The organism is Luteimonas sp. gir (assembly GCF_037198055.1).
GTDB lineage: Bacteria > Pseudomonadota > Gammaproteobacteria > Xanthomonadales > Xanthomonadaceae > Luteimonas > Luteimonas citri_A.
Genome location: NZ_JBBAXQ010000009.1, coordinates 120,714 through 145,453, shown reverse-complemented (window position 1 = coordinate 145,453; position 24,740 = coordinate 120,714). Strand labels below are relative to the sequence as shown.

26 protein-coding genes are annotated in these 24,740 nt (G+C 67.6%); 12 read left to right on the top strand and 14 right to left on the bottom strand.

Annotation, left to right across the window (positions count from 1 at the left end; all coding sequences use genetic code 11):
• The first annotated feature begins 23 nt into the window (after positions 1–23).
• Positions 24–1,208: a S1 family peptidase gene (locus WAF18_RS12605; protein ID WP_337245406.1), complete on the top strand. Its 1,185-nt coding sequence runs from the start codon at positions 24–26 to the stop codon at positions 1,206–1,208.
• Positions 1,209–1,285: 77 nt separating this feature from the next.
• Here the strand turns inward: WAF18_RS12605 and WAF18_RS12600 are convergent, their stop codons facing one another.
• Positions 1,286–1,738, bottom strand: coding sequence for a lipocalin-like domain-containing protein (locus WAF18_RS12600; protein WP_183425523.1), 453 nt, complete (start codon positions 1,736–1,738; stop codon positions 1,286–1,288).
• Positions 1,739–2,105: 367 nt separating this feature from the next.
• Here WAF18_RS12600 and WAF18_RS12595 point away from each other — a divergent pair, with 367 nt between their 5' ends.
• The 5 genes from WAF18_RS12595 to WAF18_RS12575 all read left to right on the top strand — a co-directional run bounded on the left by WAF18_RS12595 (position 2,106) and on the right by WAF18_RS12575 (position 6,391).
• A complete protein-coding gene (locus tag WAF18_RS12595; RefSeq protein WP_337245405.1) occupies positions 2,106–2,378 on the top strand; it encodes a hypothetical protein in 273 nt (90 codons plus the stop codon).
• Between the two features lie 100 nt (positions 2,379–2,478).
• A complete protein-coding gene (gene rlmF, locus WAF18_RS12590) occupies positions 2,479–3,459 on the top strand; it encodes a 23S rRNA (adenine(1618)-N(6))-methyltransferase RlmF (RefSeq protein ID WP_337245404.1) in 981 nt (326 codons plus the stop codon).
• A gap of 142 nt (positions 3,460–3,601) precedes the next feature.
• Complete coding sequence (locus WAF18_RS12585) at positions 3,602–4,762, top strand: SPFH domain-containing protein (RefSeq protein ID WP_337245403.1); 1,161 nt, start codon at positions 3,602–3,604, stop codon at positions 4,760–4,762.
• Between the two features lie 19 nt (positions 4,763–4,781).
• Positions 4,782–6,098: a TFIIB-type zinc ribbon-containing protein gene (locus WAF18_RS12580; RefSeq protein WP_337245402.1), complete on the top strand. Its 1,317-nt coding sequence runs from the start codon at positions 4,782–4,784 to the stop codon at positions 6,096–6,098.
• Positions 6,095–6,391, top strand: a complete 297-nt coding sequence (locus tag WAF18_RS12575; RefSeq protein WP_337245401.1) for a hypothetical protein — start codon at positions 6,095–6,097, stop codon at positions 6,389–6,391. Before WAF18_RS12580 ends, WAF18_RS12575 begins: the two co-directional genes overlap by 4 nt.
• A 370-nt stretch (positions 6,392–6,761) precedes the next feature.
• Here the strand turns inward: WAF18_RS12575 and WAF18_RS12570 are convergent, their stop codons facing one another.
• From WAF18_RS12570 to WAF18_RS12560, 3 genes are all read right to left on the bottom strand, one after another.
• Entirely contained in the window at positions 6,762–7,280 is a 519-nt protein-coding gene (locus tag WAF18_RS12570; RefSeq protein ID WP_337245400.1) for a hypothetical protein, read from the bottom strand.
• A 38-nt stretch (positions 7,281–7,318) separates the two neighbouring features.
• Entirely contained in the window at positions 7,319–7,492 is a 174-nt protein-coding gene (locus tag WAF18_RS12565; protein WP_337245399.1) for a hypothetical protein, read from the bottom strand.
• Between the two features lie 242 nt (positions 7,493–7,734).
• Positions 7,735–8,175 (bottom strand): DNA methylase, encoded by a 441-nt coding sequence (locus WAF18_RS12560; protein ID WP_337245398.1) that lies wholly within the window; start codon positions 8,173–8,175, stop codon positions 7,735–7,737.
• Positions 8,176–8,307: 132 nt separating this feature from the next.
• Between WAF18_RS12560 and WAF18_RS12555 the strand changes: the two genes are divergently transcribed.
• On the top strand, positions 8,308–8,754 hold the full coding sequence (locus tag WAF18_RS12555) for an FKBP-type peptidyl-prolyl cis-trans isomerase (RefSeq protein ID WP_337245397.1): 447 nt from the start codon (positions 8,308–8,310) through the stop codon (positions 8,752–8,754).
• Positions 8,755–9,087: 333 nt separating this feature from the next.
• Here the strand turns inward: WAF18_RS12555 and WAF18_RS12550 are convergent, their stop codons facing one another.
• Positions 9,088–9,456: a YajD family HNH nuclease gene (locus tag WAF18_RS12550; protein WP_337245396.1), complete on the bottom strand. Its 369-nt coding sequence runs from the start codon at positions 9,454–9,456 to the stop codon at positions 9,088–9,090.
• 256 nt (positions 9,457–9,712) lie between these two features.
• On the opposite strand from WAF18_RS12550, the gene WAF18_RS12545 reads away from it, so the two are divergent.
• Positions 9,713–10,063, top strand: a complete 351-nt coding sequence (locus WAF18_RS12545; RefSeq protein ID WP_337245395.1) for a nuclear transport factor 2 family protein — start codon at positions 9,713–9,715, stop codon at positions 10,061–10,063.
• Positions 10,064–10,117: 54 nt separating this feature from the next.
• On the opposite strand, the gene WAF18_RS12540 is transcribed toward WAF18_RS12545, so the two are convergent.
• The 4 genes from WAF18_RS12540 to WAF18_RS12525 all read right to left on the bottom strand — a co-directional run bounded on the left by WAF18_RS12540 (position 10,118) and on the right by WAF18_RS12525 (position 14,414).
• Positions 10,118–10,819: a hypothetical protein gene (locus WAF18_RS12540; RefSeq protein WP_337245394.1), complete on the bottom strand. Its 702-nt coding sequence runs from the start codon at positions 10,817–10,819 to the stop codon at positions 10,118–10,120.
• Between the two features lie 76 nt (positions 10,820–10,895).
• Positions 10,896–11,165 (bottom strand): hypothetical protein, encoded by a 270-nt coding sequence (locus tag WAF18_RS12535; protein WP_337245393.1) that lies wholly within the window; start codon positions 11,163–11,165, stop codon positions 10,896–10,898.
• A 598-nt stretch (positions 11,166–11,763) separates the two neighbouring features.
• Complete coding sequence (locus WAF18_RS12530; RefSeq protein WP_337245392.1) at positions 11,764–13,419, bottom strand: DUF4034 domain-containing protein; 1,656 nt, start codon at positions 13,417–13,419, stop codon at positions 11,764–11,766.
• Positions 13,420–13,514: 95 nt separating this feature from the next.
• Positions 13,515–14,414: a restriction endonuclease gene (locus tag WAF18_RS12525; protein ID WP_337245391.1), complete on the bottom strand. Its 900-nt coding sequence runs from the start codon at positions 14,412–14,414 to the stop codon at positions 13,515–13,517.
• A 443-nt stretch (positions 14,415–14,857) separates the two neighbouring features.
• Here WAF18_RS12525 and WAF18_RS12520 point away from each other — a divergent pair, with 443 nt between their 5' ends.
• Positions 14,858–15,052, top strand: a complete 195-nt coding sequence (locus WAF18_RS12520) for a hypothetical protein (RefSeq protein ID WP_183425543.1) — start codon at positions 14,858–14,860, stop codon at positions 15,050–15,052.
• Between the two features lie 93 nt (positions 15,053–15,145).
• On the opposite strand, the gene WAF18_RS12515 is transcribed toward WAF18_RS12520, so the two are convergent.
• Positions 15,146–15,526: a tautomerase family protein gene (locus WAF18_RS12515; protein WP_337245390.1), complete on the bottom strand. Its 381-nt coding sequence runs from the start codon at positions 15,524–15,526 to the stop codon at positions 15,146–15,148.
• A 582-nt stretch (positions 15,527–16,108) separates the two neighbouring features.
• Here WAF18_RS12515 and WAF18_RS12510 point away from each other — a divergent pair.
• On the top strand, positions 16,109–17,260 hold the full coding sequence (locus WAF18_RS12510) for a cytochrome P450 (RefSeq protein ID WP_337245389.1): 1,152 nt from the start codon (positions 16,109–16,111) through the stop codon (positions 17,258–17,260).
• Positions 17,261–17,308: 48 nt separating this feature from the next.
• Here WAF18_RS12510 and WAF18_RS12505 read toward each other — a convergent pair whose 3' ends face one another.
• The 4 genes from WAF18_RS12505 to WAF18_RS12490 form a co-directional block, all read right to left on the bottom strand.
• Positions 17,309–19,387 (bottom strand): C1 family peptidase, encoded by a 2,079-nt coding sequence (locus tag WAF18_RS12505; RefSeq protein WP_337245388.1) that lies wholly within the window; start codon positions 19,385–19,387, stop codon positions 17,309–17,311.
• A gap of 137 nt (positions 19,388–19,524) precedes the next feature.
• On the bottom strand, positions 19,525–20,307 hold the full coding sequence (locus WAF18_RS12500) for a 3-oxoacyl-ACP reductase (RefSeq protein WP_337245387.1): 783 nt from the start codon (positions 20,305–20,307) through the stop codon (positions 19,525–19,527).
• 582 nt (positions 20,308–20,889) lie between these two features.
• Positions 20,890–21,540, bottom strand: coding sequence for a tRNA-uridine aminocarboxypropyltransferase (locus WAF18_RS12495; protein ID WP_337245386.1), 651 nt, complete (start codon positions 21,538–21,540; stop codon positions 20,890–20,892).
• A 50-nt stretch (positions 21,541–21,590) separates the two neighbouring features.
• Positions 21,591–22,082 (bottom strand): AsnC family transcriptional regulator, encoded by a 492-nt coding sequence (locus WAF18_RS12490; protein ID WP_183425550.1) that lies wholly within the window; start codon positions 22,080–22,082, stop codon positions 21,591–21,593.
• Positions 22,083–22,235: 153 nt separating this feature from the next.
• Here WAF18_RS12490 and WAF18_RS12485 point away from each other — a divergent pair, with 153 nt between their 5' ends.
• Positions 22,236–23,552, top strand: coding sequence for a D-amino acid dehydrogenase (locus tag WAF18_RS12485; RefSeq protein ID WP_337245385.1), 1,317 nt, complete (start codon positions 22,236–22,238; stop codon positions 23,550–23,552).
• 25 nt (positions 23,553–23,577) lie between these two features.
• Positions 23,578–24,654: an alanine racemase gene (alr, locus tag WAF18_RS12480; RefSeq protein ID WP_337245384.1), complete on the top strand. Its 1,077-nt coding sequence runs from the start codon at positions 23,578–23,580 to the stop codon at positions 24,652–24,654.
• Positions 24,655–24,740: the final 86 nt, after the last annotated feature.

The window sequence follows — 24,740 nt, the reverse complement described above, 5'->3', positions numbered from 1 at the left end:
GAATGCACAAGGAGGAAGCACCCATGCACACCCTGCACGCAGCCGTCCGCCGCACCCTCGCCCTCGCCCTGCTCTCGGCTGCCGCCGCGGGCGGCAGTGCCCTGGCCGCGCAACCCGGCCTGCCGAGCCTGGACCCCGGCATGGTCGCCGCGCTGGAACGCGACCTGGGCATGACCCAGGACCAGTACCGCGTGACCGTGGATGTCGAGCGCCAAGTACCTGCGGCCGAAGCCACGGCGCGCCAACTGTATGGCGACAGCTACGCCGGCACCTGGATCGAACACGACGCCGACGGGCATCCGCGCCTGGTGGTGGGCACCGCAGTCCAGGGCCGCCAGCGGCTGCCGGCGGTCGAAGGCGCCGACGTGCGCCAGGTGCGCTACAGCCTGTATGAGCTCGAGCAGGCCGTGCACGCGCTCGATCAGTCAGCCACCTCGCGCATCATGCGCCGGCTCGACGGCGTGCAATCCTGGGGCGTCGACCTGCCCAACAACCGGGTCGTCGTCACCTTGTCGCCCGGCGCCGGCCGCACCGAAGCGGTGATGGACTTTCTGGCGCGCAGCGATGTCGACACCGGGGCCCTGCACTTCGAAGTGTCCGAGCAGATCCCGTCCACGCTGATCAACATCTACGGCGGCATCCAGTACAACAGCTGCTCGATCGGCTTCCCGGTGACCCGCGGCAGCACCAAGGGCTTCGTGACCGCAGGCCATTGCGGCAGCGCCGGCACGACCGTCCGCATCGGCGGCACGACCGTCGGCAGCTTCCAGTCCAGCACGTTCCCCGGCTCCGACGCCGCGTGGGCCACCGTGCGCCAGCAGGACACGCTGTTCGGCCGCGTGTGGCAGTACAGCGGCAGCAGCACGACGCCGGTCGTCGGCAGCGCGGAGGCCGCCGTCGGCTCGGCCGTGTGCCGCTCCGGCTATCGCACCGGCTGGCGCTGCGGCACGATCACCCGCACCAATGTCAGCGTGAACTATGCCCAGGGCACCGTGAACGGGTTACGCGAGTCCAACGCCTGTGCCGGCCAGGGCGATTCGGGCGGCTCGTGGATCTCCTCGGCAGGCCACGCCCAGGGTGTCACCTCGGGCGGTGCACTCGGTAGCGATGGCACCAACTGCGGCATCGCACAGAACCAGCGACGCAGCTGGTACCAGCGACTGACCCCGATGCTCAGCACCTACGGCGTCACCCTGGTCACGAACTGACACACGCGCGTGCAAGGCGGCACGCCGGTACGCCAGCGTGCCGCGGTCGCGATGTCGCGGTATCGCCGATCCCTCGCTCAGCGCGTTTCGTGCGCGCGCTCGAAGGTGATGATGCTGCGCGTCTCGCCCTTGTCAGCCCAGTTGGGCATCACCCGCCAGGGCGTCAGCACCTGCAGCCGGTCGCCCTCGAGCTTGAACTGGCGGCGCTGCTCGGTACCGACCCAGGCCGGGTTCCAGGCCACGTCCACCGCGGTGATCCAGGCATCGCCTTCGATCCGGTAGCGGCCGGTGTAGGCGATCACCGTTTCGAGCAGGCGCGCCTTCTCGCGCTCGCTCTCGCCCGGTTCACGGCCTTGCGCGGTGAGCATGAACCACACCCGCCCCTCGGGCGCGAAGATCGTATAGCCCGAGGGCTTCTCGCCCATCGGTGGGAACAGCTCCCCGGTCGCCTTGACCTCCACCTCGTAGGACACCAACCGCCACGTGCCTTCGATCGCGGCCGTCGAACTCGGTTGGGAGGCGTGGGACATGGGGGCATCTCCTGGGGCAGGCTGCGACTGGGCGTGGGCCGCCGACGATACGGCGATCGCAAACAGCAGCGGCGCAAGGGATACGAGGCGCATGGCCGGATTCTCCGTGAGAGGGGGTCGACGCCTCGATTGTGGCACCTTCTCCGTCACCGCCAGTCGGCGACCGTGCCGCACATGGCGCCGCGACCTGACGATGCGCCACCGTAGCGCTCGGCCGTCCCGCTGCGCTGGAGCACGCATCTGGGCTTCACCGGTCACGCGCACGCCGCCTTAACCTCACCGCCCTACGCTGACGGCCCGCGGCGCCAACGGCTTCGCACCGCTGCAGCGCTGTCCCCCATCACCGCCACCATGACGAGGAGATCCCATGAGGCACCTGCCCGCCATCCTGTTCGCCGGCCTGCTGGCCGTCAGCGCCCAGGCTTCTGCCGAGGTCGTCAACCTGACCAACAGCGCTGAAGGCGCCAACCGCGACGCCGGCATCGCCGCCGTCAAGGACAAGCTCCAGGCCGCCTGCACCGAGCGCAAGGGCACGCCGAATGCCGACTCGTTCGAGGTGGTGTTCGAGCGCACCAGCGAGAACCCCGACGTGCCCAAGCCCTACTACGTCGATGCCAAGATGCAGTGCGAGCTGCCGTAGACCCGCGCCGCCCGACAGCCCCCCGCTCCGGCGGGGTTTTCTTTGTCCGTCCCCCGAGCCGCCATACTGACGCCCGCCGTCCGTCCCACCGAGTGTCCGCATGCCCGCTTCTCCCGGCGCCGCCCGCACCGCTGCGCGCAGCGCCCCCGCCTTGCACCCGCGCAACCGCCATCAGGGCCGCTACGACTTTCCCCGGCTGGTCGCCTCCAGTCCGGATCTGGCCGCCCACCTGCTGACCACCCCGCGCGGCGAGACCAGCATCGCCTTCGACGACCCCACCGCGGTGCGTGCGCTCAACCGCGCGATTCTGCGCAGCGACTACGGCATCGCGCATTGGGACCTGCCCGACGGCGCACTGTGTCCACCGATCCCCGGCCGCGCCGACTACCTGCATGGCCTGGCCGACCTGCTCGCCGCCTCCGGCGACGGCACGATCCCGCGCGGCGCCTCGGTGCGCGTGCTCGATGTCGGCGTCGGCGCCAGTTGCATCTATCCGCTGCTCGGCCACGCCGAGTACGGCTGGCGCTTCGTCGGCAGCGACGTCGACGCCACCTCGCTGCAGGTGGCCACTGCGATCGTCCACGCCAATCGCCTCGACAAGGCCATCGCGCTGCGCCGCCAGCCGGCGCGCAACCGCATCTTCCAGACCGTCGTGCGCGCGGACGAGCGCTTCGACCTCACGCTGTGCAATCCGCCGTTCCATGCCTCCGCCGCCGAGGCCGCCGGCGCGCACCAGCGCAAGCGTCGCCAGCTCGGCAAGGCGCCGCCGGCCAAGCGCGCACCGGCGCCTGCGCCCAATTTCGGCGGCCACGACCACGAACTGTGGTGCCCGGGCGGCGAAGCCGAGTTCCTGCGCAAGATGGTCCGCGAAAGTACCGCCATCGGCCGGCAGGTGCTGTGGTTCACCAGCCTCGTCGCCCGCGCCGAGCACCTGTCGGGCCTGCGCCGGCAACTGCGCCAGGCCGAAGCCGTCGAGGTGCGCGAGGTTGCGATGGCCCAGGGCAACAAGCAGAGCCGGTTCGTGGCTTGGACGTTCCACGACGCCGCAGACCGTACGCAGTGGCGCGCAGGCCAGTCCTGAGGCCGTCGGCGGCGCCGCCCCGCCACCCCAACCTGTGGACACGCTGACCTGGGGATGCCCCCGACGCGCCACAGCCCCGCGCGCGGGTATAGTCCGGCGACACGGCGGGCGCAGTGTCCGCCGATCGAACGCAGGAGTGTCCATGGGTCTTGTGCAGGCAGTGAAAGGCGCGGTCGGCGGCGTGTTCGCGGACCAGTGGAAGGACTTCCTCACGGTGCCGGCGGGCCTGCCCCCGACCGCCGCCCTGTTCGCCGCCGTGCCCCAGGGCACCAACGCCGGGCGTGGGTCCAACACCCGCGGCTCGAGCCACATCATCACCAACGGCTCGAAGATCGTCGTGCCCGAAGGCTATGGCCTGCTGCTGATGCAGGACGGCGCGATCACCGGCTTCGTCGCCGAACCCGGCGGCTATGAGTGGCGCTCGGACGACGTCAACTCGCAGTCGATCTTCGCTGGCGACGGCATCGTCAGCCCGCTGATCCGCCAGAGCTGGGAGCGCTTCAAGTTCGGCGGCCAGCCCGGCGCCCAGCAGGCGGCGTTCTTCGTCTCGCTCAAGGAACTGCCGGACAACCGCTTCGGCACCCAGTCGGAGATCTACTGGGACGACGGCTTCCTCGGCACCCAGGTCGGCGCGATCACCCGCGGCTCCTACACACTCAAGATCGTCGACCCGATCCTGTTCGTGAAGAACTTCGTGCCCGCCAGCTACCTGCAGCCGGGCCAGGTGTTCGACTTCACCGACATCGACAACGCCGCGGCCAGCCAGTTATTCAACGAAGTCGTCGGCTCGCTCGCCCCGGCCTTCAGCCTGTACACCAACGATCCGGCCAAGGGCAATCGCATCACCAAGCTGCAGCAGGATTCGCTGGGCTTTGCCCAGAGCCTGTCGGCCGCCGTCGAACAGGGCTACCAGTGGAAGTCCGACCGCGGGCTTGCGATCGTCAAGACCGCGATCGTCTCGATCGAGTACGACGCCAACACCCGCGAATTGCTCAAGACCGTGCAGCGCGCCGATGCGCTGGCGGGGTCGCGTGGCAATTCCAATCTGCAGGCCAGCGTCGCCCAGGGCATGCAGTCGGCCGGCGAGAATGGCGGCGCCGCGGGCCTGGTGGGCCTGGGCATGGCTTCGGGGATGGCGGGCGGACTCGGCAGCCTGCAGCAACCCGCCACACCGCCCGCAGCTGCGGCGCCCGCGGCCGACGACCCGGTCGCCAAGCTCACGAAGGCCAAGGAGATGCTCGATCTCGGCCTGATCACCCAGGCCGACTACGACGCGCTCAAGGCCAAGGCACTGGGCCTGTAAGACCACCGGCGCCGCGCCCATGTCCGACTCCAAGCTGCCCCCGCCGTTGCCGGCCCAGCCCGTCGACGGCCCGGGCTCGCCACGCGATGTCCCGCCGCTGCCCGGGACGTATCCGATCGACCCGGCCACATTGCCGGGCGCGATCCGTGACGAGCTCGAGGCGCCCGACCCCGTCGCCATCGATACCGCGTCGGCCGAACTGCGCGACGGCCTCAACCGTTGCCCCAAGTGCGGCTCGACCGATATCCGTCACAAGCCCGGCACCGACCTGCTCGTCTGCCAGTACTGCCGCAACGAATGGCATGGCGAACGCGTGGAGGAAGTCTTCGGCTTCGGCGCGGGGCTGGACACGCTGACCGGCACCGTCGTCGCCTCCGGCGCCCGCGACATCGCCGCCGACGCCGCGGCGCTGATGAGCTTCAAGTGCAGCGGCTGCGGCGCCGAGGTCACCGTCAACACCGAAAACGCGATGACCGCGCGGTGCCACTGGTGCCGCCACGTCTTCGGCATCAACGAGCAGGTGCCCAATGGCGCCGTGCCCGACGCCGTGCTGCCGTTCCACATCAAGAAAGACGACGCGGTCGCACGCATCCGCCAGTTCGTCGACAAGCGCCGGCTGCTTGCGCTCAAGGCATTCAAGGACCAGTTCACGCCCGAGAACGTCGTCGGCGTGTACCTGCCCTACATGATCGTCGATGCCCGGGCCAGCGCCGCAGTGGCCGGCGAAGGCGAGGTCGAGACACGCCGCTACACCCGCGGCACCGACAACAACAAGAAGACCTACTACGACGCCGACGTCTACCGCGTCGAACGACAAGTGGACTTCACCGTCGACGACCTGCCGCTGGAGTCCTCGGCCGAGCGCGGCAACCTGGATATCCAGGCCAACACCAACAACATCATCAACACCATCCTGCCGTTCGACACCAAGAATGCTGTGCGCTGGAACGCCTCCTACCTGAGCGGCTTCACTTCCGAGAAGCGCAACCGCAACGTCGAGCACCTGCGCCCGCGTCTGGAAGACCAGTTGCTGTCGATCGCCCGCGCCCAGGTCGAAGGCTCGGCGCGCCGCTACGACCGCGGCGTGCGCTGGGAGCAAGAACAGCTCGAGGTCCATGGGACACGCTGGGTCTCGATGTACCTGCCCGTCTGGCTGTACTCCTACCACCAGCCCGGCAGGAACGGCGGCCTGCTGCACTACATCGCCGTCAACGGCCGCACCGGCGAAACCATGGGCAGCGTGCCGGTGCAGCAGTGGAAGCTGCTGCTGGCCGCGTTGGTCACCGGCACGATCATCGAATCGGCCGTCATCGCATTTCTGGTGAGCACCGTATGAGCGACGAAAACGGACTCTGGCTGCTGGCCGCCGGCCCCCTGGGCGCGACCGCCCTGTACTGGGGTCTGTACCGGTTCTATCGCAACACCGACAAATCACACGCGTTCGAGCGCGAGACCACCGTCGAGGCCACCCCTGTCACCGGCACCGACACCAAGGTCGGCACGGTGAAAGGCACGCAGGCGACCCGCATCCGCGGCGACAACCTGCGCGACTACCGGACGCGGGTTCGGCGGGTGGTGAGTGCGGACACGAGGGCCGCGCAAGACGATCGACGCGACGCCCCCGACTGATCCGCGACAGAAGAGACGACGGCGCGTCCGCGGGTTCGACCGGTCGGATCGCGACCGGACGGACCGTCGCTCCCGAGGACTGGCTGCATGGACGCGCTCCAGCCCGTGATGACGCCACTGCCCTGCAGTCAGGGGCTCGATCGATCGCGCGGGTCGGCAATGATCCTGGCTGGACTTCCGTACAGCACCAGGACCTCACTTCCCTGAGGCGAGGCGGGATCGGCCCCCTGGACCACCGTCATGCTGGTGCTTTCGTCTCCACTGTCAAACCCATGCAACGCCTTCGCCGAAGGCTGCCGCTGCTATCGAAGTCTAGGCTCGGCCAATGCGTTGCCGCATTGCGATCAAACGCGGAGCCAGGTCGTTTTGGTCACAAAAGCTCGGCAGGCCGCGGCAGCACCAAAAAGAACGGACCTTTGCAGTCACGTCGATCCTCCGCGGAGACCAATCTCTCTACCGCTTCATCTCCGGGTAGCATCGCACCGCCGATCTGGACGCGACGACCTACCGGCAAGACAAGAGATCCTTTCGCGTCCACAACGCTCAAAGTGCCATCAAGGCGCGCCATTGTGTGGTCGTACGGGTAGACGAGGATGACGTCGCCGACCTCAGAATTATTGAAGCCCAAGCACCCGTCGACCACCTTAGCGGCGCCTTGAAAAGGCGCCAGCGCGTGAACCATTGGCTCCTGCGAGGCGTCTGTACGGACGAGCCGAACGTCATCGGGGCTGATCGCGGGTTCAACAGTGCAACCAGTACCGCTGGCGAGCAGCCACAGCGCGATCGCCCGAACACACCATTCATAGGAGTTGCGTTTCGTCACGCGACCAGCCTCCAAAAGCATCACGACAACGTCTCGAATCCACGGCGACAACAATGAACTGAGCATGCGATGGGAGTCGACGCTGTACAAGTTTCTACAGAATCTCAATCGCGAAGCGTAAGACGCTCAGACGATAGCGCGCCACTTCGATAAGCGAGCAGGACCATCTCCTCAAAGAAATCGATCTTTGCGGCGGTGCTGAGCCCGATCCAATCCCGCAATTGGGCTCGTTCGGCGTCTTCGAACGTAAAACCGCTGTCGCGTTCGCTGTTGTGCATGTCACCTATCCAACTTTTTGACCAGCAGGCAGCAGGTTATGGCGGTGCCGGACGCATCATAAGGACAAACGGCGCCACTTTCGCGGCTACTGGGAGGCGGGGACAGGTTTGGCCCGCGATCACCCGCGGCCTGAGATGCTCGAAGGTAGGACGCTTCGCTGGGGGCGACCGCGTAACGCCCGCCCGCAGGATCCGATAGCAGCCGGCGACCGCTCATCGTTCAACCTGACATGCACGCCGCGTTATCCATCCCCAAACACCGCCGCCCCCGCCTCCCGCATGAAGATCCCCAGCGTCACTGGCCCCACGCCCTTGAACGCAAGCAGGCGGCGCTCGAAGTCTTCGCGGCTGCCGGCGGCCTCGGCGATGCCGAGGATGCGGCCGTCGTAGTCGTCGATCAGCGTGCGGCACAGCAGCGAGAGGCGAGTCGCGGTGGACTCGTCGTAGCGTCGATAGCCGCCTTCGCCCAGCATCCGCACCAGTTGCGCATGGGTGCAGGCGCCGAGCTTGCGGGACGTGTCACAGCCGTGCACCTCCACGATCACCCGCCACGTCTCGGCTGCAATACTCTGGGAGATGCGGTTGCCGAACAGGAAACTGGCCAGGAACCACTTGAACAGGGCCAACTCGTCATAGGGTTTGATCTCGAAGCCGAGATCACGCGGCAGCAACTGGCGACGCATGCGTCCTCTTCTCCGGATGCGCACTGGACAGACCCAGGCGCTTGCTCACAGTTCGCCATGCCCGCTGTGAACCCGGCGCGGTGAGCGGCGCTTGCCGCTATGCTGCCCCGCTCCTTCGTCGTACTTTTGCCCATGTCCTATCGAACGCATCGCCATGCCGCCCTGCTCGCCGTCCTATTGCTCGCCGCGTGCGGCGGTCCGGCGCCCTACACCGGGGGCGATGTCGCCGAGCTGCAGCGCATCGACATGACCGAGGGTGCCGGCGCACCCGCGGCAGCCGGCGACGAAGTGGCCGTGCACTACACCGGCTGGCTCTACGACGAGCACGCGCCCGACAAGCGAGGTGCCAAGTTCGACAGTTCGCGCGATCGTGGCCAGCCCTTCGTGTTCGAACTGGGCGCCGGCCGCGTGATCCGGGGCTGGGACGAGGGCGTCGCCGGCATGCGGCCCGGCGGCACGCGGGAACTGCACATTCCCGCCTGGCTCGGCTACGGCAGCAGTGGTGCCGGCAAGGTGATTCCGCCGGGCGCGTCGCTGGTGTTCGAGGTGGAGCTGTTGGAGGTCCGGATGCACCGGTAATGAAGGTGCGTGTCACGGTTGTTGAGAAGGCATGACAGCAGTTCAGCCCGCTCCGGCCCCTTGAGGCGGTCGGTCCAGCCGCGCCATGATCTCGGTCGCCTGAAACACGCGCCCCCACTGCCGCTCGTTGACCAGACTGACGATGCCTTCAGCAAGCAGGTTGTTGAGCGCCGCATTCGCCGCAAACTAAAAGGAAATGCGAGAAACCTTATAGAGCTGGCGCCGCATCATAAGGTTCTTATCGACTCGCCATCGAGACTATTCCCAACTGAGCTAAACGAGCGGCGCCCAGCGGTCGCCGCAGCGAGTCATCACGACGCCGCGCGATGCCACTCATGACCGCGCCTTCTCCAGCCGCGCCTTCAGATCCGCAAAGGGGTTGGAGGTAGCCGCGGCCGGCACATCCTCGGCGTTGCGCGCGCTCACACCGGTGTGGTCGAGTTGGCGGGCGTGCTCGTTGTCGTGGCAGTAGATGCACAGCAACTCCCAATTGCTGCCATCGGATGGGTTGTCGTCGTGATTGTGGTTGCGATGGTGCACGGTCAACTCGCGCAGGTTGGCGCGGATGAACTCACGCGCGCAGCGGCCGCAGATCCACGGGTACAGCTTCAACGCCCGCTCGCGGTATCCGTTGTTGCGCTGCTCAGCGCTGCGACGCGCCTCGGCAACGATGCGGTCGAGCTTGGTCTGGTCGGGTCTCATCGGCGGAGTCTAGCGCCCCGTGACAGCACCAGATTCACAGATCCGAGAAATGGCATGCAAAGGCAGCCAGCTTGAGGCCTCGAACACCTGAGCATCCCAGGCGCGCATCACTGGTCGACGCGCGTTCCTGTCTGGAGACTGCGATCCGACTGCTCGCGTGACTCAGCCAGCAAAGCCCAGCTCGGCCTTCTCGTCCAAGTCACGCCGGCTTACGTTCTCGCCGTTAAGGTCTGGCCAACCTGACAGGAGACGCACCATGCCCATCAATCCCGCTGCCGTGTTGACCGAAGCCAATGCCGCCGTCTCGCGCGGCGACCATGCCGGCTTCCTCGCCCATTGCACCGACGATGTGGTCTGGCACTTCGTCGGAGACCGCACGATCACAGGCAAGGAGGCGATCCGGCGCTTCATGGACGAAACCTATGTCAATCCACCGGAGGTCGTGGTGGACCGGCTGATCTCCGATGCCAACCATGTGGTGGCGATCGGCACGATCACCATCGTCTCTGCCGATGGCACGCGCACCACGTCCGATTACAGCGACGCGTGGCGTCTGCGCGACGGGAAACTCGCGGAGTTGCATGCGTTCGTCATCGACCGCGCGTAGCAGACGCGCGTCCCGACGGGGGCCAGGGGCACGTCCCTGGCACCGCAATTCAAATCAATCGGCGCCCTTTGCCGCGCGGCTTGCCGCGAAGTCCGGAAAGGTCTCGGCAATCGAATCCTTGTCCGGCAGGATGTAGAACACGCCGCCCTTCTCGAACGTCGAGCGGACAACCTGCTCATAGAAGTCCGATGCGACGTTGATGCATCCGTGGGTCACCCGATTGTCGTCTGGCGAAGGCGATGCCAGGCGCTCGGCGCGTCGCTCGGCCGGCGTGCCGCTCGCGGTCGGGTGCAGCGAGACCGCTGAGTCGTAGTCCACCCAGAGCACACGCCCGGCGTCGATCGACGGACCATAGCCGCCCACGAAACGACCGGCCGGCGTGGTGCGATCGCGCCCTGGAATCTCGCGCAGCGCAAGGCCGGCGATGCCGGGCGCCGCGTGGTCGCCCACCGCAGAACCGAACAGCCCAGGCGCTGCGCCCCGCAGCCGGCCATCGCCGCCGAACACCAGGATCTGCGCTGCGGCCTTGTCCATCACCGCGAACGGATAGCCGTGATTGTCGTTGGCCGCGATGACCCAGCCCGCCAGCTCGATCACCGTGTCGGACACCTCTTGACCGGGCGGAAGCTGGTCGACCGAGGCGACAGGCGGCGTCACCGCGTCTTCGGCCATGGCCACGCCGACGCTGGCGGATGCCAACGCAAGCAACAGCGCACCGTGAAAGACCCGCCTCGCAGCGTGTGTGGACTGGGCCATGGGACAACTCCTCGACAAGACGGATGAAACACCGGGACCCGTGGCCAGCAGGCCCGCAGGTCCCGGTTCGATCAGATCAACCGCGCGGCGTGCGGCGCGGCGCCGTTTCGAGCTGCTGGACACGACGCTCCATCTGATCCAGGCGCTGGTTGGCCTGCGTCGCGGACTGGTTGGCGGATTCCGCACTCTGGGCCGCACCCTGCACTCGCGAGTCGAGGGAATCCAGGCGCGAGTCGATGCGTGCGAAGTCTTCCTTGTAGGTAGCGCAGCCACCAAGGGCCACAGAGGCAACAAGCGCCACGCCGATCATTTGCGCCGTTCTACGACGCTGAGGGGTGAGCAACATTCGGGTTCTCCTGCTTCGGGGGAGTCCGGAATATAGCGGCGTTCTTGCAGTCGCCTCCATGCGCCTTCAGGCGAGATTGGACTACGTAAATGGCAGGTGAAAGACTGCTGATTTCCATATCTAGGGCAGACCCTAGATGGCAGAAAGACGTTCTTATGCTGCGCCCATCAGACTGGATCTAACCAGCGAGGTCTGCATCCGCGTGTCGTCAATGTACCGGCGCCCGCGACGCACGGCGGCGCAATGCCTTTGCTGTTGACCAGCGGTGGGACACCAAGCGACTACCGCAAACAGAAGCGAGTGAACTCAGACACCGATGCGACCGGCAGCACGCGAGCGGCTGCGGGCCGCGATCGCTCAATGCAGATCGGTGCGATGTCACGCCGCCGCTTGGTGGTCCACTCTCATTCGTGTTGTACAGCGGCGCCCCCCTAGGACCAAAGGTCCCGGCGTCGGCTTGCTATCGAGGGGTTACGAGCCCACCTGCCACATAATTCATGAAGACAGCGCGATTGACCGCCATCGCTTCAAGGCATAGGCGCCGGAGAGCCAAGGGTCGGACTTCGCTCTCCGGCGCTGCCGCAATCAAGCTCAAGTATCACTCGGCAAGCGCGTGCTTCACGTTCTCGATTGCCTGTACCTGAAGCGGGTCGTTCGAATCCGCCACTTCAAGGAAATTCTCGAACCACCGCCTCGAAATGGGTTGGCCTAGGGACTCACGACGCGACCAGTCCAGGATATGCGCGCGACCGTCGCGGGGATACTTCTCCAAAAGCGCATCGAGATACGGGCTTGCCTTCGCCATTGCGTCCTCGGTAGGCAACCCGGCGTCGTACATCCACATCGTCACCAGTTCGCGCAGGACCACCTGCTCCTGCCTCGGGTCCTTCCGGGCCAGCTGATAGTGGGCTTCGGCAAGTTCGAACCGACCGATGCTGTAGCTGGCTGCTGCCAGGAGATACTGGCCGTACGCATCGTCCGGGCTACGCGCGACGGCATCCGCCGCCGTCGCAAATGCCCATTCGGGCTCCCCCCGCACTAGCCGGCTTGCAACCTGCCGCGCTTGCCAGGGCGTCAACTGTGTGAAGCGTTCGCGTTGCAGGAGCAGTGCAAGGCCCTTGATACCATCCTCGGACGATCCGTCGGAACGATGAAGACTCAGCTGCGCGGCTCTTGCGAGCGCGTCCTCATTCGACGCCATCCGAACCGCGTCCTCGATGACATCCGCAGCATCCTGCGTGTAGCGATCTTCCGCCATTTCGATACGCACCGCCTCGACGTAAGGCGCTGCGAGCTGATTCGCCTGTAGCGGATACATCTCCACGTTCGGTGCCAAGGTCTGCGCGTACTGCGCCATTGCCTGCAACGACCCGCCCCATCGCGGTTGCAACGCGCCCATACGCGACAGTGCAACCTCGGCGCACGCAGGCCCTGCGAGCTGAGCTTGTGCGAATGCCCAAGCTTCTAGATCCCTGTCGGACACTGCCTTCGCGATTTCCATCAGGCCAATGTAGGCCTGCGTCAACGCAGGATCCAGTTCGATGGCCCGGCCATACAGTTGTACAGCCTCGACGAAGTGGCCCTCCATCGCTTCGATCTGGGCAGGGGTGGTCTCCGATGCCCACGCCGCGCCTCGCGCCGCCCACCCCATTGTCGAGTAGTGGTGCCCGCGCATCATCGACGCAAACGCGCTGTCAGGCGCTGCCTCGATCCATTGCGCCGTGAGTGCATCGCGCTCACCGTCCGGCAGCTTGGCCACGTCGTGAACAAACGTATGGATGCGCTCGGCCTCCTCGCGCTGCCCATGACCTGCCGAAACCGCGGCGAGTTGCGCCTCGAGCACGTCTACCTGCCCGGCATCGAGCAGCGCCTTCGTCTGCGCGGGCGAAGGCGCATTGGCGAAGTGATAGTGACAATGCGCCGCCGCGTGACCGGCGGGCCAAGCAATGTCTGGCAGATCAGGCCACGCCAAGCAACGGGCAAGCGGGTCGTCGATCTGCCTTGCGGCGCGCACGGCGATCAGATAGTCGCGCCATGGCGCCCGCACGCCCACAAACTGTTCGCCTTGGGGCTTATCCGGTATTGCAGGCAGGTTCAGTACCGCCGCAGGTGCACTACCGGCAGCCGCCACCAGAGCGCCGAGCAAGGCCACTGACCCGAATGTGCGACTGCGCTGGGCATCCAACAGCATCTCCCGCGCCGACGCAAAAAGCTCCTTACTTTGCATGCCTACTCGCTTCATCAAATTTCTCATATTTGTTATTACGAAACGCCGAAGAAGGCGTTTTACTCCCCGAACTTGTGCTACTGACATAACCACTAAATCCGACCGAAGCAGAAAGCACGTCCTTACATTTCCGGTGTCGAAGCGCGAAGCACCTCCATCGCCGCATCCGCTTTTCGCTGCGATTCTCGGACTTCTGCAAGCGTCGGCTTGGGACGCATGGCGTGCTCGACGCAGCGATCTACAGTCGCGCCTGTGCGACGGTCGCGCTCGATACAGAAATTGTGAGCCGCAGGCGGCGCCGCGATCGCAGCACGAGATGGCGCCACTGACGGCGACGCTTCGTAACGCGGCGGCATAACGACAGCAGACCGATCGACGCTCTGGAGCCTCAGATTCAGGTTTCGGCTTAGGCCTTGGATCACCTGATAGGCAACCAGCAACAGGAAGCAAAGCGCTGCGAACTTCAGCAGCAGCGCCATCCCAGCGGCTTTGGCATATGACCTCGCTGCCTTGCGTCCAGTAGGCAAAGCGCGACTGAGTGCGGCATTCAACAGGCGCTCCCCCACCTGGGCGGCCAGCGTGTCGGCGGTATGGGCTGCGGCGGGCGGCACGTCCGGCAGCGGGCCGAGCATGCCACGGAGTTCGTCGCCGTCGATCAGTTGCACATGCCCGTTGCGGGCGGCGGCTTCAATCGCGGCACGAGTGAACTCACCGCTGGTCACGACAATGGCCCCATCGGCCCTGGCGTTGACCATCACGCCGATCAGTTGATGCACGTCGTTGTGCGGCACCTTGTAGGCGTTCCAGTGCTTGACCTGGACCAGCAGCAGTCGCCCATTACGCCGCAACTCCAGATCGACACCGCCATCGAACCGGCCAGCCGTCGCGCCCGTCCCCACGTGTGCAACCTGATAACCCGCATCGCGGTAGTACGCAGCAAGCAGATGCTCCAGCCGGTCCCACCGCCCCCCCGTCAGCGCATCGTCGCGACGGTGCGCTACTCGCTTCAATCCCTGTCGCATGCCGTCCCCCTGACTGGCTTACGTCACCGCTCGCGCGGCTTCATCCTAGATAAGAGACTTGACCCCGCTACTGACAACCGTGTGCGAACACCGCCGCCAGACATCCTTAATCAGATGGTGCTGGCGCCCAGCACACCGCCGCGCTCGCTGAGAGCCTCGAACCCCTTGTAGACGGCCTAATCGACGAGATCGATGAGCGTGTCAAAGACGAAGCTGCCCGCCCCAGAGTCGGCGATGAAATTGATTCTCGCTCTGGTCGATGCTCGTATGAATGACGCACGCATTCTTCCTTGGGCGTAGTAATAGTTGAGTCTACTGCAGGAAACCGTCTCAAGGCGCCAGCACACGGGCGGTTCCGGTCACTATGGGACCGCCCACATCCCTGCTCCACTTGATGCTGCGCGCTGTAGCGTCGAAAGTCGATATCCCCGTCGGAGTTCGCCATGACCCCACTCGACAAGCCCCTCAAGCGCGAAGTGCAGATCGACGATGCGCCGTATGTGCTGACCATCGACCCCGACGGCTTGAAGCTCGTGCCCAAGGGCAAGCGCAAGGGCCTCGAACTGCGCTGGACCGAGCTCGTCAGCGGCGACGCGGCACTGGCCACGGCGCTGCAGGCTTCGCTGGAAACACGTTGAACGCCGATTTTCAGCAAAGAACCGTGCTTTTCGCGACGGACTCGTCACCAGCCGATGCCAAGCACGTCGCAGTGGGCAAGATCGCCGCCAACCTCAAGGCGCGTACTGCGCCTCGCCGTTCCCGAACGACCAGTTTTCCTTCTTGACCTCGACCAGGTTGATGAACACGTCCTCCGGCCGCAGGCCAACCTGGGCGTGCAAGCCGTCGGCGATCGCGCGATACAGCGCTCGCTTTTGCTCGAGGCTGCGGCCTTCACTCCAGGTGATCTGGATGGCGATGAAGTCATCTGTCCGCGCGATGCCGAGATAGCCGGGATCGAACACCAGCCCCGCCTCGTCATGCTCCTGGATGACCTGGAAGCGGTCGTCGCTGGGCACACCCACGCCTGCCAGTGCGTCCTGGACTGCCTGCCCCACCCGCTCGCGATACCCGACGTCCTTACCTTTACGCAGATCGATACGAACAAGCGGCATAGCGGCCCCCAGAAGCCATCGACGACAGAGGCGCGGAGTATGCGATTGTCAGCACTCGGATGACCTGCGTCCCGCCGCCGCACTGTCACGAGCACGGCGCGTGGGCTATCGCCTACCCGGGTATCCCATGCGTTGGCGGCCAACGAATGCCCGTGAAGGGCGTCGTCTGGCCATGGCCCTGCACCTGGGACACGGCCAGCACCCAGGGTGACCGGTGATTGCAAGCGACCAAAAACTGTGCCTAGACTGCCGGCGCGGATCGCGGCGCTTGTGGGGGAAGATGCGCAGACGCATCGGTTCGCGCTAGGACAGTAGGAACGCAACGGGTGTCGGTATGTCCCGCGGTCGGTTTGCGGTCGTATCGGCGGTTTGCCCCGTTGTTCTCGATCTCATGACGACACAAGGAGACAGGATCATGAAGCGTTTCGTGCGTTCGGTGCTGCGTACCGGGTCTGGCCGCCAGAAGGCCGTGTGGAAGTACGCCTACCTCTGGCCGAGCATCTATCTGGGCTGAGTCGCGCGTCGACACTGCGCCGCGTAGCGTCATGCTGCGCGGCGTTTGTTTTGTGGAGAAGGACATCCATGCTCGACAAGCTCCCCGTCGTGGGCCGATTCCTGGGCGGCCGCGTCGCCGACAACGCCGGTTGGCGCCGCATGAAGGCGTTGCTGCGCAAATGCGAGCGCCGGCCGGTCTACCGTGCCTGGATCGGTGATGTGGTGGTGTGCGATGCCGCGCTGGCACGCCGGGCCTTGCTCGACAGCGATAACTGCCTGGCGCGCGAACCGAGCGTGTGGCAGTTCGGCGACAAGCAGCGGGTGCCCGCCGCCACAGTCACCGAACTCAACCGCTGGCTGCACGGCGCGGCCGCCCGGCACGATGTCGATGCGGCAGCGCGTGTCGCGGTCGTGGCGCTCGCGGCGGCCTCGGGCGATCTGCATCGCGCTGCCCTGCTGGCGGCGCTCGATTCGGTCGCCGACATGCTGGGCTTCGACTGCGATCTCGAGTTGGCAGCCGCGGTCCGGGTGTACATCGGCGATGTCTTCCACGCCAAACTCGTCAATGCGCACCTCGACGATGCGCAGATCGCACGCGCCCAAGGGCTGGCGTCGCGCGTCGCTGCGATGCTCACGACCTGCGATGCCGAGCTGCCGGCGGTACTGCGCACCGATGGTGTGCTGACCGGCGCGGCGCGCGGCGAGGTCTATCTGCACGCCGTGCTGTCGGTGGTCGGCGCCTCGGCGGTGATGCTGGCGTGGCTTGCGTGCGTGCTGCACATGGACGCCGTGGCCGACATCGAGACCTCCGCCGAGACGCGGGCGCTGCTGTTCGCCTGCAAGCCCGAGCATGTCGCACTGGAGCTGCTGCGGCTGTGGCCGCCGGCCTCGGCGCATGGCCGGCGCGTGCTCAAGGACCATCAGGTCGGGCCGGTCAAGGCGCTGCGCGACGACGACCTGGTGATTCCGGTGTTCGTGCTGCATCGGCATCGCGACGCCTGGCCCGATGCGCGCGCCTTCGCGCCCCAGCGCTGGCAGGAAGACCCGCGGCCGGCGGCATTCATGCCCTTCTCCGCTGGCCCTGGCGCCTGCATCGGCTCGCAATTCGAGATCCGCTGGCTGGCGGCCGTGGTGCGGCACGCAGCGGCCCTGGGCGGCCTGCAGCTCGTCCAGCTCGGCAGGTCGCCGTGCGCGAACACGATGTTTTCCCCGCCGCGGTGCCGGCTCGAGGCGCCCTGAGCATCGCCGGCCTTCGATGGCCGACGCGATGATGCGCGCCGCCCTCGCCTAGCGTCGCGGCGGCGCGGCGTCCAACGCTTCGCACAGCTGGTTGCGGCTGTCTTCCAGGCCGGACTCGGTGCGGTGGATGCGCACCGGTGCACGGCCGTCGCGGCGGCCGAGAATCCGGCATACGGTGGCCTGCAGGGTTTCGGGGTCGTTGTCGAAATCGCCGTGACGGGTCGCCGCGCTGCCGTCTGCGGCAACAGCGGGCGGTTCGCGCGCGGGCGACTGGATCCAATCCAGGCGATCGGTGGCCAGCAGGTCGCGGATGCCAGGATGGGCCTCGATGAAACGGGCCATGCCCAGCAACGGGGTGCCCTGGCGATGCTCGCTGCGCACCCAGCTCCGTGCCCGGACCTCGAAGGCATGGGCCACGAGGTACAGCAGGGACTTGTTGTAGACGCGCGCGCAATGGTCGTCCTGCTCGGCGCGGTCGGTCAGCGTGAACAGCGCGGCGTGGCCGATGCGTTCGTTCTGCAGTGCCGGCAGGAAGGTCTGCTCGAACAGGGCCATGGTCATCGCGGGCGCCCATAGCGTGAGGCTGGCGATACGCTGGCCGATGCCCTGCATCGTCGCGGCCGGGCCGTCGGCGACGCGGCCGTCGGAGGTCAGCAACTGCGCCAGCGGCGCGAGCAGTACGGACCCGGCGCTGTGGCCGACCAGGTGCAGTTCCACGTCGGGGTCGGCCTGCATCCATTCGCCCAGGAGGCGGGCGACCTGGGCCGCGCCGCCGGCTTCGGTGATCGCATCGCCGCTGCGCACGACGGCATTGGTCGCCAGCAGGGCGTTCTCCTTCATTTCGTCCCACAACGCCTTGCCGCCCAGGGCGCGGGCCAGTGGCTCGATGGTGTCGTCGACACGGTCGAGCAGCAGGCCCTTGGCGCGGTCCATCAGCCCCTCGGTGCGCGGGCGCACGGCATCGCGCAGCAGGTTGCCCAGCGTGCTCCAGAAGCCGGTCTTCCAGACGAAGCACAGCGGATAGACCTGCTGCGGCAGCATCAGCTCGCGCAGGTCGGCGACGCGCTGGATGGCGGCCTCCTCGGGCACCAGGCCGCCGTGCGCATAGAGCGCGATGCGCTTCTTCGGCCAGTCGCGGGTGATGCGCGGCAGATCGTCGCGCACGAGATTGCGCACGGCGTCCTGGCTGGTGCCGAAGCGGCCGGTCGTGCGCAGGCGGCCGTCGTTGCCGAGGCTGACGATGTGCGGGCGCAGGTCGGCCTGGGCGTAGCTGTTGGACTGACGAGCCAGGAACGAGTTGCTGGTGGCCGTGGCCTGCACGCGCTGCAGGCGCACCGGCACGGCCAGCCGCGCCACCCAGACATCGGTGCCGCGCTGCAGCCATTCGTCGTAGCTCACCCAGCCGTAACCGCGTCGGCCCCAGCGCGTGCCCCAGGAGTTCTGTAGCCAGAAGCCATCGCGGTCATAGCCGACGATCGCGAACGCATGCCAGCCGGCGACCGGCTGCTCGGCCCAGGTGATGACGCCAGTGGCCGGTGGCGCGAGCCAGCCGTCGTGCACGGCGGCCGAGGCGTAGAGCACGCCGGCCTCGGCAAAGGCAGCATGCATCGCCACCAGGTCCTTGTGGTTGACGCGGTAGTAGGCGCCGAGCGGATGTTCCTGCGCGGCCCGAGCGCGTTCCTCGGTGTAGACCTCGTGCAGCGGCCCGGGGCGGGCCGGCCAGCATTCCTCGGCGCACACGCCATGGCGGTGCCAGCCCTTCATCGCGCCGCGGCAGCTCGAGCCGGTGTAGTCCTCGCCTTCCCATTCGTCGTAGCGGCGTGCCATGTCGTAGAGCATGCGCGTGCTCACCCGCCGGGTGACCGGCTCGGGCCGGCGGCGGCGCAGCAAGGTGTGGGCCACGGTGGCCAGGCCGTAGGCGGTGCAGGCGCCGTCGCTGCGCTGGTCGAGCACGGGCACCTTCAGCGCCAGGAAGTGCGCGAGCGGCATCTCCGAGGGCACGTCGACCAGCGTGGGCTCGAACATGCGGTCGCGGAAGTCGGCGGTGTCGGGCCGGGCGTCGAACAGCCGCGGCGTGGCCGCTGTCGTGCGCGGCGCCTTGCCGGCGCGGGGGGTCGTGGTCGCCATGCTGCCTCCTGCGTGCCTGCGTCGAACGCGGCCGATGCCTGCCACCGGCCTTGGCGGATGCCCGGGTGCAGTGTGCACCGGTTGCAGGTCACCGTCGCGGCAGCGTGCGCGGGGGCGGTCGCAGGGGCCGCGACCGCTCAGTCCTTGACCAGGCCGCCGTCGACGACGAGGTTCTGGCCGGTCACGGCGCGCGCCCACGGCGAGGCGAAGAACAGCACCGCGTCGGCGAATTCGGCCGGCGTGGTCACGCGGCGCAGCGGGGTGCTGGCGGCGATCAGGTCGAATACCGCGTCGGGGGTCGCGGCGCTCGCATCGGTGGTCCGCAACAGCCCGCCCGACAGCATGTTCACGGTGATGCCGTGCGGACCGAGGTCGGCGGCCATCGTGCGCGTGAGCGAGAGCAGCGCGGCCTTGGCCGCGGTGTAGTCGTGGTACGGGACGACCGGGTTCTGGAACAGGTTGGTGCCGATGTTGATCACGCGCCCGAAGCCGCGCTCGCGCATGCCGGGCGCGGCGGCCTGGATCGTATTCAGTGCCCCGCGCACGCTGCCCTCGAACTGCGCGGAAAACCGCGCCCAATCGATCGTCTCGCCCTGCGGGCGCGCATCGCCATCGAACGCGAAATCGACGAGCGCATTGTTGACCACGGTGGTCACCGGCGCACCGAACCGGGCGCGCGCCTGCTCGAACAATGTAGCGACCTGCGCGGGATCGGTGACATCGGCGCGCAGTGCGAGCGCGCGTTCGGGGCCGAACTCGTCTTGCAGCGCCTGCGCGGCCGCGGCACTGCGGAAATGATTGACCACCACACGCGCGCCCTGGCCCAGGAACGCGCGCACGATCGCGGCCCCCAGGCCGCGGGCGCCACCGGTGACGAGGACGATCTGGTCGGAGAGCGGGAGGGACATCGGCGGATCCATCAAGGCGGGAACAGTCGGCAAGCATGCCATTGCTGCGTGGGGTCAAGGCGCGCGCGAACCGCGCAGCGAAAAGCGCGAAAGCGCCCCCATCCCAACCTTCCACCCGTGAAGGGCGCAATGCCCCGCAAGCGGGGGAAGGAGTAGCAGCGCGTCCGCTTCATTGCAGATGAAGACGAAGTAACCCACACCGAGACGCATGGCCACGTCCGCCGCAAGGCACAACGCGCGCAGCTCTCGGAAGGACCAGACCCGCGCGTGAAAAGCGCCCCCATCCCAACCTTCCCCCGCAAGCGGGGGAAGGAGTCGTCACGCGCCCCCTTCACGAAGTAAGCGCGGGCGGCGCATGCTTCTTCCCCACAGACGGAAAGACGCCAGCGACGCGACGTCGCATGGGCCCCTCCCTACGCGTGAGGGAGTTCGGCGAGGGTAGGCCCGAAGCCGACGCTGCGATGTCACCTCCCCCACGCGTGGGGGAGGTCGACACGCGCAGCGTGGCGGGTGGGGGCACGGACTGGCGCGATGGCGTCTCCCCCCACGAACACGCATGCGAGAGCACAACGCACGTCATGCGCCGTCCATGGCTTATCTGTCTGCGGCCCCGGCTTCGTCCGTAATCGCGGTATCTGCCGACACCTCCGCCTCGCCCGCCTCGCCCGCTTCCCGCGCTTGCTGCGCCGCGATCTGCCCATCGACCATCGCGTCGAACGGGGCGAGCAACGCCTCGAATCCGCCACCGGGCTCGAGCACGTCGAGTGCGGCGGCGATGGCCTCAACGGTCGCGAGTGCATGCGGTTCTCGGGCGCGGCGCACGCGGTAGCGCGATAGCCGGTCCGGCGCGAGCGCCAGACGCGGCAGCGCCGCGAGTGCCGGGTTCAGGCGCAGCAGGCGACGGGCGGTGCGCCAGGTGCCGTCCGGAACGACGAGCAGCGTCTGCGCGCCCTCGCCTGCTGCCGTCCATGTCGCGGGATCGACGGCCGTCTCCCCCGGAAACAGCAGCAGCGCACGCACACCGGGCGCCTCGAGCCAGGCCGGCAGGTCGGCAAACCGCTCGCCCACCCACAGCGTGGCGTGGCGCAAGCCGAGGGCGGCCAGCCGCGCGGTGTTGAGCGGATGCGCCGCCTCGTCGGGATGCTGCAGCACGAGCACCCGGGCGCGACTGCACAGATCGGGGATCCACGCGCACAGGCAATGCGAGACCGGGCGCAGACAGCGGGGGCAGCGGATGCGGGCCATGGCAAGGGCGGGCGTCGGTGAGACGTTGGGCGGACGCGCTGTCCGCCGTCTCAGTCGGGGATCGCCAGCGCCAGCGTCTCCTTGATCTCCTCCATCACGATGTAGCTACGCGATTCGCGCACATGCGGCAGCGTCAGCAGGCTGCTGCCGAGCAGTTCGCGATAGGCGGCCATCTCCGGGATGCGGGCCTTGATCAGGTAGTCGAAATCGCCGGACATCAGGTGACACTCGAGCACGTTGGGCACGCGCAGGGCGGCGCGGCGGAATTCCTCGAAGATATCGGCGGACTTGTAGGCCAGGCCGATCTGCACGAAGACCAGCAGCCCGGCCTTCAGCCGCGCGGGGTCGAGCCGGGCGTGATAGCCCTGGATCACGCCCTCGCGCTCGAGCCGGCGGACGCGTTCGGTGCATGGCGTCGTCGACAGCCCGACGCGCTCGCCGAGCTCAGTGAACGAGATGCGCGCATCCTCCTGCAGGATGCGCAGAATGCGCGCGTCGATGCGGTCGAGCGGGCGGCTGCGGGTGGTGCGCGGGACGGGCATGAAAAACTCCGGGCAAGAGCGGCGCGCGACAGGACAATCCGCCGTGAACCGCGCCTCAAAACAGCGGAATCGACTATCGGACCGCCACTATACTGCGCGGATTGCGTGCCGGCCGCGCCCTGCGCCGGCGAAATGTCTTGCGGAGTCGCGCACATGCGGGTGCTGGTGCTGGGGAGCGGTGTGATCGGCGTGACGAGCGCCTGGTATCTGGCGCGCGCCGGGTTCGAGGTGACGGTGGTCGACCGGGCGAACGGCCCGGCCTGCGAGACCAGCCACGCCAACGCCGGCCAGATCTCGCCCGGCTACGCGTCGCCGTGGGCGGCGCCGGGCGTGCCGTTCAAGGCGATCCGCTGGTTGATGCAACGGCACGCACCGCTGGCAATCCGGCTCACCTCCGATCCGCAGCAGTACCTGTGGCTGGCGCAGATGCTGCGCAACTGCACCGCCGCACGTTATGCGGTGAACAAGGAGCGGATGGTGCGGCTGGCCGAGTACAGCCGCGACTGCCTGGACGCCCTGCGCGCCGAGACCGGCATCGCCTACGAGGCGCGCCAGTTGGGCACGCTCCAGGTGTTCCGCACCCAGGCGCAGCTCGATCACGCCGGGCGCGACACCGCAGTGCTCGACGAGGCCGGGGTGCCCTATGAACTGCTCGACCGCGCCGGCATCGCGCGTGTGGAGCCGGCGCTGGCCGGCGTCGCCGACCGCCTGACCGGCGCGCTGCGCCTGCCCGATGACCAGACCGGCGACTGCCGGCTGTTCACCGAGCGGCTGACCGAACTGGCCCGGGACGCGGGCGTGACATTCCGCTTCGGACAGACGATCGAGCGCATCGAGGGCAGCGGCGACCGGATCGACGGCGTGCGCATCGATGGTCGCCTGGAACGTTTCGACCGCTATGTGATGGCGCTGGGCAGTTGGTCGCCGGCCTTGTTGCGGCCGCTGGGTCTGGACGTGCCGGTGTATCCGCTCAAGGGCTATTCGCTGACGATCCCAATCCGCGACCCGGCGATGGCGCCGGTCTCCACCGTGCTCGATGAGAGCTACAAGGTCGCAATCACCCGGTTCGACACCCGGATCCGCGTCGGCGGCATGGCCGAAGTCGCCGGCTTCGACATGCGCCTGGACCCGCGTCGGCGCGCGACGCTGGAGAAAGTGGTCGGCGACCTGTATCCGCATGGTGGCGACCTCGCTGCGGCCGATTTCTGGACCGGCCTGCGGCCGACCACGCCCGACGGCACACCCGTGGTCGGCGCCACCCGCTACCGGAACCTGTTCCTCAACACCGGCCACGGCACGCTGGGGTGGACGATGGCCTGTGGCTCCGGGCGTTATCTGGCCGACCTGATGGCGATGCAACCGACCGCGATCCGCGGCGACGGGCTCGACCTCTCTCGCTACGGACACGCGCGGGACACTGCGTCGCGGTCGGACACGCGCAGCGTCGCAGGCGCGACAATGGCGCGCTGATTTCCCCCGCAGCAAGGACACCGCAATGCGCCCCGCTCGCGCGCTGATCGACCTCGACGCCCTGCGCCACAACTATCGACTCGCTCGCCGGCTCGGCGGCGGCAAGGCCCTGGCGGTGATCAAGGCCGACGCCTATGGCCACGGCGCGGTGCGCTGCGCGCAGGCACTGTCGAGCGAAGCCGACGGGTTCGCGGTCGCGTTCCTGGAAGAAGCGCTGACGCTGCGCGAAGCGGGCATCACCGCACCGATCCTGCTGCTGGAGGGCGTGCTCGCCGCCGATGAGCTGCCGTTGGTTGCCGAGCACGATCTGTGGATGGTGGTGCACGCGCCCTGGCAGGTCGAGGCGCTCGCGCGCGCGACGGTGTCGCGGCCGCTGGACGTGTGGCTCAAGCTCGATTCGGGCATGCACCGCGTCGGGATCGATCCCGATGCCTACGCCGACACTTGGCACCGGCTGCGCGCGCTGCCGCAGGTCGGCCGTCTGGTGAAGATGACCCACTTCTCGCGCGCCGACGAGCCTGCGCATGACCGCACGCGCGAGCAGATCGCCACGTTCGCCGCGGTCACTGCCGACCTGCCGGGCGAGACCAGCCTGTGCAACTCCCCCGCCCTGCTCACCTGGCCGCAGGCACGCGGCGACTGGGGACGCGCGGGGCTGATGCTCTATGGCGCATCGCCATTCGCGCCCGGCCATCCGGCCGCGGCGCAGTTGCAACCGGTGATGACGCTCGAGTCGCAGGTGATCGCCGTGCGCGAGCTGCCGGCCGGCGAACCCGTGGGCTACGGCGGCACGTTCGTCACACCGCGTCCGACGCGCGTGGGCGTCGTGGCAATGGGCTACGCGGACGGCTATCCGCAGTTCGCCGCCACCGGCACGCCGGTCGCGATCGACGGGCTCCCGGGCCAGTTGATCGGACGGGTGTCGATGGACATGCTCACCGTCGATCTGACCGAGCATCCGGACGCGGGCGTCGGCAGCCGTGTCGAACTGTGGGGCCGCCAGATCCCGGCCGGCGAAGTCGTCGCCCGCAGCCAGACGAGCGCGTACCGGCTGCTGTGTGGCGTCAAGCGCGTGCCGCTGGTGTCGGTGACGGAGCACTGACGGCGCTTGCCCCCACCCGGCGCGCGTGCGCGCCGACCTCCCCCGCGAGCGGGGGAGGTGATCTCGCGCGATGATGGCTTTGGCTC